At 65.6% G+C, this 11,136-nt stretch carries 12 protein-coding genes; 1 reads left to right on the top strand and 11 read right to left on the bottom strand.

Annotated features, from left to right (window positions below; all coding sequences use genetic code 11):
• Both CWO91_RS29205 and CWO91_RS29200 read right to left on the bottom strand, forming a co-directional pair.
• A partial coding sequence (locus CWO91_RS29205) for a class I tRNA ligase family protein (RefSeq protein WP_165405783.1) occupies window positions 1-310 on the bottom strand: 310 nt, incomplete at its 3' end.
• A 205-nt stretch (window positions 311-515) separates the two neighbouring features.
• Window positions 516-1,487 (bottom strand): bifunctional riboflavin kinase/FAD synthetase, encoded by a 972-nt coding sequence (locus CWO91_RS29200; RefSeq protein ID WP_130218509.1) that lies wholly within the window; start codon window positions 1,485-1,487, stop codon window positions 516-518.
• A gap of 228 nt (window positions 1,488-1,715) precedes the next feature.
• Between CWO91_RS29200 and CWO91_RS29195 the strand changes: the two genes are divergently transcribed.
• Window positions 1,716-2,111 carry a response regulator gene (locus CWO91_RS29195; protein ID WP_008567674.1) on the top strand — a complete coding sequence of 132 codons (396 nt, stop codon included), beginning with the start codon at window positions 1,716-1,718 and terminating at the stop codon, window positions 2,109-2,111.
• A 173-nt stretch (window positions 2,112-2,284) separates the two neighbouring features.
• Here CWO91_RS29195 and CWO91_RS29185 read toward each other — a convergent pair whose 3' ends face one another.
• From CWO91_RS29185 to uvrC, 9 genes are all read right to left on the bottom strand, one after another.
• The gene (locus tag CWO91_RS29185) at window positions 2,285-3,139 is read right to left on the bottom strand and encodes a TIGR01459 family HAD-type hydrolase (protein ID WP_130218505.1); all 855 of its coding nucleotides are present in this window, start codon (window positions 3,137-3,139) and stop codon (window positions 2,285-2,287) included.
• 15 nt (window positions 3,140-3,154) lie between these two features.
• Complete coding sequence (locus CWO91_RS29180; RefSeq protein WP_130218503.1) at window positions 3,155-4,633, bottom strand: EAL domain-containing protein; 1,479 nt, start codon at window positions 4,631-4,633, stop codon at window positions 3,155-3,157.
• A 162-nt stretch (window positions 4,634-4,795) separates the two neighbouring features.
• Entirely contained in the window at window positions 4,796-5,926 is a 1,131-nt protein-coding gene (locus CWO91_RS29175; protein ID WP_130218501.1) for a YihY/virulence factor BrkB family protein, read from the bottom strand.
• Window positions 5,927-6,514 (bottom strand): phage holin family protein, encoded by a 588-nt coding sequence (locus CWO91_RS29170; RefSeq protein ID WP_130218499.1) that lies wholly within the window; start codon window positions 6,512-6,514, stop codon window positions 5,927-5,929.
• 91 nt (window positions 6,515-6,605) lie between these two features.
• Complete coding sequence (gene prmB, locus CWO91_RS29165) at window positions 6,606-7,565, bottom strand: 50S ribosomal protein L3 N(5)-glutamine methyltransferase (RefSeq protein WP_130218497.1); 960 nt, start codon at window positions 7,563-7,565, stop codon at window positions 6,606-6,608.
• Window positions 7,565-8,047: a molybdenum cofactor biosynthesis protein MoaE gene (locus tag CWO91_RS29160; protein ID WP_130218495.1), complete on the bottom strand. Its 483-nt coding sequence runs from the start codon at window positions 8,045-8,047 to the stop codon at window positions 7,565-7,567. The genes prmB and CWO91_RS29160 overlap by 1 nt, the downstream gene beginning before the upstream one ends.
• 3 nt (window positions 8,048-8,050) lie before the next feature.
• Window positions 8,051-8,302 carry a molybdopterin converting factor subunit 1 gene (gene moaD, locus CWO91_RS29155; protein WP_130218493.1) on the bottom strand — a complete coding sequence of 84 codons (252 nt, stop codon included), beginning with the start codon at window positions 8,300-8,302 and terminating at the stop codon, window positions 8,051-8,053.
• Complete coding sequence (gene pgsA, locus CWO91_RS29150; protein ID WP_130218491.1) at window positions 8,299-8,916, bottom strand: CDP-diacylglycerol--glycerol-3-phosphate 3-phosphatidyltransferase; 618 nt, start codon at window positions 8,914-8,916, stop codon at window positions 8,299-8,301. The genes moaD and pgsA overlap by 4 nt, the downstream gene beginning before the upstream one ends.
• A gap of 97 nt (window positions 8,917-9,013) precedes the next feature.
• The gene (gene uvrC, locus CWO91_RS29145) at window positions 9,014-11,083 is read right to left on the bottom strand and encodes an excinuclease ABC subunit UvrC (RefSeq protein WP_130218489.1); all 2,070 of its coding nucleotides are present in this window, start codon (window positions 11,081-11,083) and stop codon (window positions 9,014-9,016) included.
• Window positions 11,084-11,136: the final 53 nt, after the last annotated feature.

Raw genomic sequence — 11,136 nt, 5'->3', positions numbered from 1 at the left:
AGCCCGGCACGTAGTTGGAATCGAAGCCGAGCATCTGCTGGCTCTTGGTGACGAGATCCTTCAGGATCTTGTTCAGCGCCGTGCCGATATGGATGTTGCCGTTGGCGTAGGGCGGGCCGTCATGCAGCACGAATTTGGCGCGGCCCTTGGCACTCTCGCGCAGCTTCTCGTAGAGGCCGATCTCGTACCAGCGCTTGAGGATCTCCGGCTCGCGCTGCGGCAGGCCGGCGCGCATCGGGAATTCGGTCTGCGGCAGGAACAGGGTTTTCGAATAGTCTTTGACTTCAGACTTTTGGGACTTTTCGGACATGAGGCTGACTGGCTCGGAAGGGCGCGGGAAAACGGATGGCGATAAGGAATCGCGGGGGTGAAACGACAACATCCCGGTCTTGCGCCGAGCCGAAGGCTCAGGCGAAAGCCGGGCCGCTAATCGCTATGATGCGCCGCGCAAACATGGGCTCTCCATAGCAGCCGGGCGGGGGAAGCGCAAAGGTTCGGGTGGCCCGGTTTCCGGCTCAATCGATCCTGCCCAGCCTCGGAAACGCGTCCGGGGCGGCGGCCAGCATGGCGCGGGCGCGGGTGGAATCGTCGTCCATCTGGCGGATCAGGGCCTCCAGGCTGTCGAATTTCAGCTCTTCGCGGATGAAGCCGACGAAGGCGCAGTCGAGCGCCTGCCCGTAAAGATCGCCCTTGAAGTCGAACAGGAAGATTTCGAGGAGCGGCGCGCCATTGTCGAAAGTCGGGCGGCGGCCGAAGCTTGCCACCCCGTCGAGGCGCTCGCCGCCGCGGCCGACCCGCACGGCGTAGATGCCGTGCTTCAGGCCGCAATTGGCGTCCAGACGGATGTTGGCGGTGGGATAGCCGAGGTCGCGGCCGCGCTTCTCACCGTGGATCACCTCGCCGGTGATGAACCAGGGGGCGCCCAGCATGCTGGTGGCTTCGTCCAGCTGGCCCTCGGCGAGGGCGATCCGGATCGCGCTGGAGGAGACCGGCCGCTCGTCGATATCGACATGGGGCTGCACGTCGACCTCGATGCCGAGCCGGGGCGCCTCGTTGACCAGCAGGCCCGGCGAGCCGACGCGACCTTTGCCGAAATGGAAGTCGTAGCCGACGGCGATGCCGCTGACGCCGAGGCGTGCGATCAGGTCATGGTGAATGAAGTCTTGCGCGCTGGTTCCGGCGCGCGCCTTGTCGAAAGTCATGACCACGGCGCCGGCAAGGCCGGTGCCGGCCAAAAGCCGTAGCTTGGCCGGCTCGTCCGTCAGACGGAATTGCGGGGTGTTGGGGCTGAAAAACCGCCGCGGATGCGGTTCGAAGGTCAATGCCAGCGCAGGGCGGCCATGCGCCCGGCCCATTTCCAGGGCTGCCGCGATCACGGCGCGGTGGCCGAGATGGACGCCGTCGAAATTGCCCATGGCAACCACGGCGCCCCTCGGAATCGCGGAGTCCGGCGTGGTGTCGCGGATGACGGTAAAATGCGGAGCCATCAGGGGAATTCTCGAAGCGGCAGGACCGGTCGGGACCGTGGCTCGACCGGCCTGACGAAGTCAAGCGGGGGGAGCCGGGACATTGAACACGATTTCAGTCCTTTGGAGGCGTCCGCAGTTAACGCGCTGTTTAACGCCTTGATGCTAGTCCTTGAGCGTGGAACTGCCGGGCTCCGGGCCTGGCAGGTCCGATCGTAATATTCCTGGGTTTGCGTTGGGGGAGTCGAGATGGCGGTTGATTTGTCGATGCCGGTTCTGGTGGTGGACGACTACAGCACCATGATCCGTATCATCAGGAATCTGCTGAAGCAGCTTGGCTTCGAGAACATCGATGATGCCAGCGACGGTTCGGCAGCGCTGAACAAGATGCGCGGCAAGAAGTACGGGCTCGTGATCTCCGACTGGAACATGGAGCCGATGACGGGTTACGACCTCCTGCGCGAAGTGCGCGCGGATCCGAACCTCGCCACCACGCCTTTCATCATGATCACCGCCGAATCCAAGACCGAGAACGTGATCGCGGCCAAGAAGGCCGGCGTGAACAATTACATCGTCAAGCCGTTCAACGCGGCGACGCTGAAGACCAAGATCGAGGCGGTCTTCCCGGACATGGCGAGCGCGTAAGGGCGCTTGGCCTGAAAACAGTCATCCATTGAGATCGTCATGCCCGGGCTTGTCCCGGGCATCCACGTTCTTGGACATGCGAAGGACGGCGTGGATGGCCAGGTCAAGCCCGGCCATGACGAGGTCTGGAGCCCTGCAATTCGTCCAAGTTCGCGTCGTGTCGTAGTACGCCGTCACCACTTCAATTCGCGCATCAGCGCCTTCGGCGGATGGCCGAACAATTCCATGACGGATGCCGGGTCGAGCTGGTCGAGGCCCTCGAACTCCTCGGCATGAATGCCGCGGGTGACGAACAGGCAGTCGATGCCGAACTCGCGCGCGCCGGTGAGATCGGTGCGGACGGAATCGCCGATCGCCAAGACCTTTTTGCGATCAATTTGGTGGCCCTGGCGTTCGCCGGCGAGCGCCATCGCGCGCTCATAGATCGGCCGGTGCGGCTTGCCGTAGAAGATCACCTCGCCCCCGAGCTCACGATAGAGCTCGGCGATGGCGCCGGCGCAATAGATCAGCCGGTCGCCGCGTTCGACCACGATGTCGGGGTTGGCGCAGACCAGCGTCAGCTTGCGCTCGCGCGCCTTCAGCATCATGCCGCGATAGTCTTCCGCCGTCTCGGTCTCGTCGTCATAGAGGCCGGTGCAGACGATGTAATCGGCTTCCTCCAGCGGCGCGGTTCTCGCATCGAGGCCACGGTAGATCGAGTTGTCGCGCTCGGGGCCGAGCCAGAACATCTTGCGGCCGGGATGCTCGGCGACATAGAGCCGCGTCAGGTCGCCCGACGAGACGATCGCGTCATAGGTCTCGTCCGCGACACCGAGCTTGCGCAATTGCCGCTGCACGGAGTCGGCCGGGCGCGGTGCGTTGGTGATCAGGATCACCGTGCCGCCGCGGCTGCGATAGGTATGCAGCGCCTCGCAGGCCTCGGGGAAGGATTCGAGACCGTTATGGACCACGCCCCAGATATCACTGAGCACGACGTCAACACCACCTACGAGCTCGCGCAGGCTTTCGGCAAAATGCAGCGTGGTCATGATGCGCGCGGCCGATCAGATGCGGCGCGCGAGCGCCGCGTTGCCGGTGATACGCTGGGGCGGAGGCGCTGAAGACGTCGCGCCTGAGCTGGATGTGCCGGAGCCATTGGATCCCTGGATGTCCTGCGCCTGGTTCGGCGAGGCCCCGCCGGTAGCAGATGCCCCTTCCGGTCGCAATGGCCGGGGCGGCGCGAACAGAAAGCCCTGGCCGAACCGCACGTCATAATCGAGCAGGTCGACCACCGCGCGCTCGCCCTCGATCCGCTCGGCGATCAGGTCGATGCCGAAGCGGCCGAGCAGGTCGGAGAGGTCGGACGGGTGGATGTCCGAGGCCGAGGCCTGCTTCGGATCGAGCAGCAGCGTGGCCGGCACCTTGATGAAGCGCACGCCGCGGTCGGCGAGCTCGCGCGGCTCGATGCGCAAATCCGTGACATGGTCGATCGAGAAGCGGTAGCCGCGCTGGGCGAGCGCGGCGAGATTCTCGGTCTCGGCCGGGCCGAGGTTGCGGAAGGTCGACTGCTTGAACTCTAGCACCAGCGAGGGCGCCAGCGCCCGGTTGGCTTCGAGGAAGTCGAGGCACTGCGCGAAGGTGGTGGAATTGCCGAGCGTGGAGGCCGCGACATTGCAGAACACGCCGACATCCTTGTTGCGCACCATCAGGCGCCGCAGCACCTGCACACAGCGCAGCATCACCATGTTGTCGATGCGCCCGATCAGCCCGGAGGCTTCCGCGATGCTGATGAACTCCTCGGCGGCGATCAGCTGGTCACGATCATCGCGCAGGCGCGTCACCGCCTCGTAGAACCGCACCTTGCGCTGCGGCAGCGTCACCATCGGCTGGAGGAAGATGTCGATGCGGTTCTCGTCGATCGCGTTGCGCAGCGTCGCCAGCAATTGGGTCTGGTTGCGGCCGTTGGCGACCTGGGTTGGGGCCGCCGCCTGTGCGGGCCGCGGCTGCGCTGCGGGAGGCGGGGGCGCCACGGGCAACGGTGACGGGGCAGCCGGCCGCTCGTCGATCGTCGCGATCAGGTCGAGCGGCGCCACCGGCTCCTGCTTCTCGACCGGGCTTGCGGCTGATACCGGAGCGCCGCCAGCTAGCAGGTCCTCATGCGCCGAGACGGTGGTCGCGAGCTGCCTGACCAGTCCGCCGAGCTCGTTGATCTCGCCGACCACCGACTGGATGCGGTCGGAGTTGGTCGAATTGGACGAGGCGATGCGTCCCTCGACCGCCGCGAGCCGGCGGCCGAACTCGGCCACCTGACGGGCGAGGTCGGCGGTGCCGCGCGAGAGGTCGGCGATCTGGCCGCCGACGTCGCTGCGGTCGCGCAGCCGCATCGACACCGCGTTGTAGAGGATCAGGAAGGTCAGCGCGGTCAGCGCCACGATCGCGGACTCGGTTCCGCTGATGCCGGCCACCGAATAGAGCATCAGCCCGAGCGAGGCCGCGACCAGAACCATGCAGATGGCGATGAAGATCGTCGAAATGCGAATCATGCCGCGCGTTACGCCTCAAGAGCTGACTGTCTTACCCGGGAAAACACGGGCCGCCGTCCGACCCGTCACGCCTCATGCTCCCCCAAGCAGCATGACCTTAACATCATTGTTGATTCGAGGGGATAGCAGCCTCCAGCACGCGCGTTCAGGACCGTCATGGCGTCAGGCCGGCGCGGCGGCGCCGACCGTATCGGCCGAGACGGCTTCGCGGCTGCCGAGCGGCTTCGGCCGCCCGGTGGTCGTGTCGCGCAGGGTCTGCCGTTCGATCTCCGAGTTCAGCTCGGCTCCGAACATGATGACGATCGCAGACACCCACATCCACATCATCAGGCCGATCGCCGCACCGAGCGAGCCGTAGGTCGCGTTGTAATTGGCGAATTCCGAGAGATACCAGGACAGCAGTGCCGAGCCGGCAATCCAGAGGATGGCCGCCATCACCGCGCCGAGGCTCAGCCATTGCCAGCGCGGTGCATCGCGACTGGGCGCGAAGCGGTAGAGGATGGCGAGCGCCACGAGCAGGATCAGGAACAGCAGCGGCCATCGCGCCAGCGCCACGATCAATTTGCTTTCGGGCGCCAGGCCGAGGTGATTGAGCGCGAGCGGGAGGGCGACGACGGCAGCCACCATCAGCAACAGCGCCATGATGCCGCCGACCGTGAACGCCAGCGACACCATGTTCAGCCGGATGAAGCTGCGCTTCTCGCGCTCCTCATAGGCGACGTTGAGGGCGTCGAAGATCGCCTTGACGCCGGCATTGGCGCTCCAGATCGCAAGCACAAGGCCGAACAGGAAGGTGGCACCCAGCGCCGTATTGCCCTTCGACACCACACGCCCGACCTGCTCCTCGACGATCTGGAAGGTACCTTCGGGAAGCATCATCGCCAGCTTCTGGAGGTTATCGCTGATCGTGGAGGGATCGGCGAACAGCCCGTAGGACGAGACCAGCGCGGTCACGGCCGGAAAGATCGCGAGCAGCCCGAAGAACACGACGCCGCCCGCTGTGGCGAGCAGGCGATCCTCGTCGATGCGCTGATAGGTGCGCCAGAAGATATCCTTCCAGCCAGCCCAGGGGATCGTGAAGGGACTCTTCGCGCGGCGGCCATGGCCGGGCTGCACGGCTGCGCGCGCCGGGTCGGTTTCCGGTGAATTCGCCTCTCCTTTGCGGTGGTCCTGCGGGGGCCCCGAGCGGACCAGGCCGGAGTCCTGCAAGTAGCGCTCGGCGGTGAGCACGAAGACAGCCGTGGCCGCCACCAGCAACCAGCTGTCCATCTGCGCGGAGCGCCGTACCACCACTCACGCCTCCAGACTGTGCCTATGGCGCCGCCGGCGTGCGGCCGTAAGCCCGACCAGGCCGACGGCTGCGAGCATCAGGCCCAGTTGCACGGGACGGTTGGCGCGGTTCGGCCAGGCTTTGCTGCCACGGCCGCGTTCACCGGGCGCAAGCGGCACGAGGGGGATCGTCGTTGCGACCTCCTTCACTGCCTGCTTGATCGTTCCGCGCGGGATCCGCGGAGTGGCGATCGCAACGCGCATCCGGCTCGCAAGCGGCACAACCGGCTTGGCCGGCCGCTTCATCATCGTCATGGCGATGCCGGCGCAGACCGCCGCCAGCACCAGCAGCACCGCACCGACAGCACCGAAACCCCAGAATTGCCCGTAGGTGATCTCAACCCAGCGATACAGGGCGATCAGACCGACAAAGAAGGCCGCGATGACGAACAGCCCGGCCACCGCAAACAGGCCGGCTGCAACCGCGTAGGACGTCGCGCGTCCGGTGGCCTGGCTGGTGCGGTCGCGCAAGTACGATTGCGTGGCTCGCTTGAGATGGTTGAGCTTGAGCGCCACGCCGGCGCGCAGCAATTCGCCCGATGGCGCGAGCATGCCGACATCCTCCGAGAGCCACGAAAATTCGTCGGGGGATGAACGTGGCGGAATTTGACTTGTTCCGAGGGAGCGGGCCCGCCGTAGAGGATCAGCCGAGATCGGCGGCTGCGATCCAGAACACCTCGCCCTCGGAGTCTTCGGTGTCCAGCCAGAGCAACGGCAGTTCCGGAAAGGCCTCGTCGACCAACTCGCGGCCGCGCCCGATCTCGCAGATCAACCCGCCATCCGGCGTCAGGTGATCGGGCGCCTCGCGCAGGATGCGGCGCACCACGTCGAGACCGTCACGGCCGCCGTCAAAGGCGAGTTTTGGTTCGGCCCGGCACTCCGGCGGCAGCGCGGCCATGCCTTCGGCATCGACATAGGGCGGATTGGTGATGATCAGGTCATAGCGTGCATCGCCGAGCGGGGCGAACAGGTCGCCGCGATACAGGCTGATCCGGTCGTCGAGCCCGTATTCGCCGACATTCCGCGTGGCGACTTCGATCGCGCCCTTGGAGATGTCGACGGCATCGACCGCAGCGTTCGGAAAATGATGCGCGGCGAGGATGGCGAGGCATCCCGATCCCGTGCAGAGATCGAGCACGCGCTCGACGGCGGTGGGATCGTCGATCAGCGAGCCGGCAGCGCCTTCGCTACCGAAATGCGAATCCAGCAGCTCGCCGATGAAGGAGCGCGGAACGATGACACGCTCGTCGACATAGAAGGGCAGGCCGCGCATGTAGATCTTGTTGACGAGATAGGCGGCCGGTTTGCGCGTGGTGACGCGCTGATGGATGAGATCGAGGATGGTCTTGCCCTCGGCGACCGTGACGCGCGCGTTGGCAAAGATCTCGAACTGTTCGGGATTGAGATGCAGCGCCTCGCTGACCAGGAACGCTGCCTCGGCAACCGGATCGGTCGTACCGTGGGCAAAGGCGAGCTTGGCTTCGACAAAGCGGCTCACCGCATAGCGGACGAAATCGAGCAGCGTGAGAAGCTCACCCGGACCGACCTTGGCAAGTCTTGGCGCGGCGCGGCCGCGCGCGGTCTTTTTGGATGCTCTTGCCATCAGGATCGGGTCCAGCGTGCGGCAGCTTCGTCGTCGCGGGCCTGGGCCTCGACCCAGCCGGTGCCGGCTTCGCTCTCTTCCTTCTTCCAGAACGGTGCGCTCGTCTTGAGATAATCCATCAGGAACTCGGCCGCCTGGAACGCGGCTTGGCGGTGTTGCGAGGCGGTCAGCACCAGCACGATGTTCTGGCCGGGCATGAAGCGGCCGACGCGGTGAATCACCGCGACGCCGTTCAGCGGCCAGCGCGAAATCGCCTCGTCGACGTGACGCTTGATCTCTTCTTCCGCCATGCCCGGATAATGTTCGAGCGTGAGCGCGGCGATCTTCGCGCTGTCCTCGTCGGCGCGGCAGATGCCGGAGAAGCTCACGACCGCGCCGATGTCGGTACGGCTCTTGGTCAGGATCGCGATCTCGCGCGCAATGTCGAAATCATCCTCCTGAATGCGGATGGTGACGGGGCAGGTGGTGACAGCGGTGGTCATGGCCTAGCCGCCGGTCATGGGCGGGAAGAACGCGATCTCGCGGGCGCCCGCGATCGCGGTGTCCTGCTTGACATGAGCATGATCGATCGCGGCGCGGATCACCTTCGGCTTCTCGAAGGCGTAGGCGTAGGCCTCGCTCCGGCCGGACAGCCAGGCGATCAGCTCCTCGACGGTGCGCACCGTCGCAGGCGGCTCGATCATCTCCTCGGCCTTGCCGACGCGCTCGCGTACCCAGGCGAAATACTTCACCTTCATCCCTCGTCCTCCTTGATGAGGTGATGGATGCCGGCACGGAAATAGTCGTAACCGGTGTACATGGTGAGGATCGCCGAAGCCCACAGCAGCGCCAGTCCGATCATCGACACCACCGGCACCACCTCATCGCCGGCCGGGCCGGCGAGCAGGAAGCCTATGGCGACGAGCTGAACCGTGGTCTTCCATTTGGCGAGCTTGGTGACGGGCACGCTGACGCGCAGCGCGGCGAGGTACTCGCGCAGGCCCGAGACCAGGATCTCGCGGCACAGGATCACGATGGCAGCCCACAGCGACCAGCCATGGATGATGCCGTCGGCGGCCAGCATCAGCAGGCACGAGGCGACCAGCAGCTTGTCGGCGATGGGATCGAGCATCCGGCCGAACGCCGATTGCTGATTCCAGATTCGCGCATAATAGCCGTCGAGGTAATCCGTCACGGCGGCGCCGATGAAGATGGCCACCGACACCCAGCGCAGCCACAGCGGCCCATCCATGATCGACTGCGCGTAAATGCATCCGACCACGACCGGGATCGCGGCGATCCGGCCGTAGGTCAGGATGTTGGGAAGGGACATCGAGCGCCTGGTTGCCCCTCGTGTCGTTGCGATGTTCATCCGTCCTACCAATACCGCTGGTGCCTGAACGTCAACCGTTCCGCTCCCCAAATGAGGCGCGGACGCAACGATCATATGACCGCGGTCCCCCTTTAGTTCATCCCGGCTGGGGATGGAAATACTCGAAAATCCTGCGGGCGCTCTCGGCGCTTACCCCCGGAACCTTGCCGAGATCGGCGATCGAGGCCCGTTCGATCTCCTTCAGGGTTCCGAAATGATGCAGCAAGGCACGTTTGCGTGACGGGCCGATGCCCGGGATCTCCTGCAAACCGGCCTCGCGGATGTCCTTCTTGCGCAGCTTGCGGTGCGAGCCGATGACGAAGCGGTGGGCCTCGTCGCGCAGGCGCTGGATGAAATAGAGCACGGGATCGCGCGGCTCCAGCTTGATCGCCTCGCGCTCCGGCATGAACAGGGTCTCGCGGCCCGCATCCCGGTCCGGCCCCTTGGCGACCGACATCAGCGACACCTGGCTCAGGCCGAGATTTGCAAAGATCTCGCGGACGGCGTTGAGCTGGCCGCGGCCGCCGTCGATGATGACGAGATCGGGCCATTGCGGGAAATCGTCGTCCTTTGCCTTGACCACACCCTCCTCGGGCGGATTGATCAGGCGCTTGAAGCGTCGCTCCAGCACCTCGCGCATCATGGCGTAGTCGTCGCCGGGCGTCAGCCCTTCCGACTTGATGTTGAACTTGCGGTACTGGTTCTTCACGAAGCCATCCTGGCCGGCGACGATCATGGCGCCGACCGCGTTGGTGCCCTGGATGTGGCTGTTGTCGTAGACCTCGATGCGCTTGGGCACGTGCGGCAGGTTCAACGTCGCGGCCATGGCCTCGAGCAGGCGGCTCTGCGTCGCAGTGTCCGCGAGCTTGCGGCCGAGCGCCTCGCGCGCATTGGTGAGCGCGTGGGTGACGAGCTCCTTCTTCTCGCCGCGCTTGGGCGCGGTGACCTCGACCTTGTGGCCGGCCCTGATCGACAGCGCGTTGGCGAGCAGCTCGCTCTCCTCGATCTCGTGTGAAAGCAGGATGTTCTTCGGCGGCGGCTTGTCGTCGTAGAACTGGGCAAGGAAGGAGCCGAGCACTTCCTCCGGCGTGAACGTCTTTTCCGCACGCGGAAAATAGGCGCGGTTGCCCCAGTTCTGTCCGGTGCGGAAGAAGAACACCTCGACGCAGGAGAAGCCGCCCTCCTGGTGGATGGCGAACACGTCGGCTTCCTCGACCGTGCGCGGATTGATGCCTTGCTGCGACTGGATCGCCGACAGCGCGGCGAGGCGGTCGCGGTAGAGCGCGGCGCGCTCGAATTCGAGCTCGCCGGAGGCCTTCTCCATCTCGCCGGCGAGCTCCTGCTTCACCGCATGGCTCTTGCCGGAGAGGAAGTCGGTCGCCTCGCGCACCAGCGTCGTATAGCCGGGAAAGTCGATCTCGCGGGTGCAGGGCCCGGCACAGCGGCGGATCTGGTAGAGCAGGCAGGGCCGGGTACGGCTCTCGAAGAACGAATCGGTGCAGGAGCGGATCAGGAACGCGCGCTGCAGTGCGGTGATGGTGCGGTTCACGGCGCCCGCCGAGGCGAACGGGCCGAAATAGCGGCCGGGCCGCGTCTGCGCGCCGCGGTGCTTCAGGATCTGGGGCGCCCAATGGTCGCCGGTGATCAGGATGTAGGGAAACGACTTGTCGTCGCGCAGCTGCACGTTGAAGCGCGGCCGCAGCTGCTTGATGAGGTTGGCCTCCAGCAGCAGTGCTTCCGTCTCGGTGTTGGTCGAGACGATCTCCACGGTCACGGTAGCAGCGATCATGCGCAGGATGCGCGCCGGCTGCGGCGCACTCTGGCGCGCGTAGTTGGACAGGCGCTTTTTGACGTTCTTGGCCTTGCCGACATAGAGCACGTCGGCGTTCGCATTGAGCATGCGATAGACGCCGGCCGAGGTGGGGGCGAGCCGGACCGCGCGCTCGATCGCCTCATGACCGGTCGCCAGCGGGCCCTCGCCGACCGCGCCGCTCTCTTCCAGGATATCCGGCAGCCGCGCATCGTCCTCGTCGTCGCCGCTCGCCGTCGCCGGATCGAGGTCGGGTGGCGCCATTTCCGTGTCCCGGGGCGGGGCGTCCGGCGCGGTGACGCGCACCGGTTTGCGCGCGCGTGCGTCGTCCGGGTTGTCGGGGGAATCGTGAACCATGGTGCGAATTTAGGCGCTGGGGTTGCCGATTTGAAGTTCCGGCCGTGGCGCAC

The organism is Bradyrhizobium genosp. SA-3, assembly GCF_004212635.1.
GTDB lineage: Bacteria > Pseudomonadota > Alphaproteobacteria > Rhizobiales > Xanthobacteraceae > Bradyrhizobium.
The sequence above is the reverse complement of the archived record's forward strand: the minus strand, read 5'-3'. Positions and strand labels throughout refer to the sequence as shown.

What these genes read in the sequence shown, in the direction of transcription:
- CWO91_RS29200 (WP_130218509.1), bottom strand. Translation starts at nt 1,487, where the DNA reads ATGGCTCCGCATTTTACCGTCATCCGCGACACCACGCCGGACTCCGCG.
- CWO91_RS29195 (WP_008567674.1), top strand. Translation starts at nt 1,716, where the DNA reads ATGGCGGTTGATTTGTCGATGCCGGTTCTGGTGGTGGACGACTACAGC.
- CWO91_RS29185 (WP_130218505.1), bottom strand. Translation starts at nt 3,139, where the DNA reads ATGACCACGCTGCATTTTGCCGAAAGCCTGCGCGAGCTCGTAGGTGGT.
- CWO91_RS29180 (WP_130218503.1), bottom strand. Translation starts at nt 4,633, where the DNA reads ATGATTCGCATTTCGACGATCTTCATCGCCATCTGCATGGTTCTGGTC.
- CWO91_RS29170 (WP_130218499.1), bottom strand. Translation starts at nt 6,514, where the DNA reads ATGCTCGCGCCATCGGGCGAATTGCTGCGCGCCGGCGTGGCGCTCAAG.
- prmB (WP_130218497.1), bottom strand. Translation starts at nt 7,565, where the DNA reads ATGGCAAGAGCATCCAAAAAGACCGCGCGCGGCCGCGCCGCGCCAAGA.
- CWO91_RS29160 (WP_130218495.1), bottom strand. Translation starts at nt 8,047, where the DNA reads ATGACCACCGCTGTCACCACCTGCCCCGTCACCATCCGCATTCAGGAG.
- moaD (WP_130218493.1), bottom strand. Translation starts at nt 8,302, where the DNA reads ATGAAGGTGAAGTATTTCGCCTGGGTACGCGAGCGCGTCGGCAAGGCC.
- pgsA (WP_130218491.1), bottom strand. Translation starts at nt 8,916, where the DNA reads ATGAACATCGCAACGACACGAGGGGCAACCAGGCGCTCGATGTCCCTT.
- uvrC (WP_130218489.1), bottom strand. Translation starts at nt 11,083, where the DNA reads ATGGTTCACGATTCCCCCGACAACCCGGACGACGCACGCGCGCGCAAA.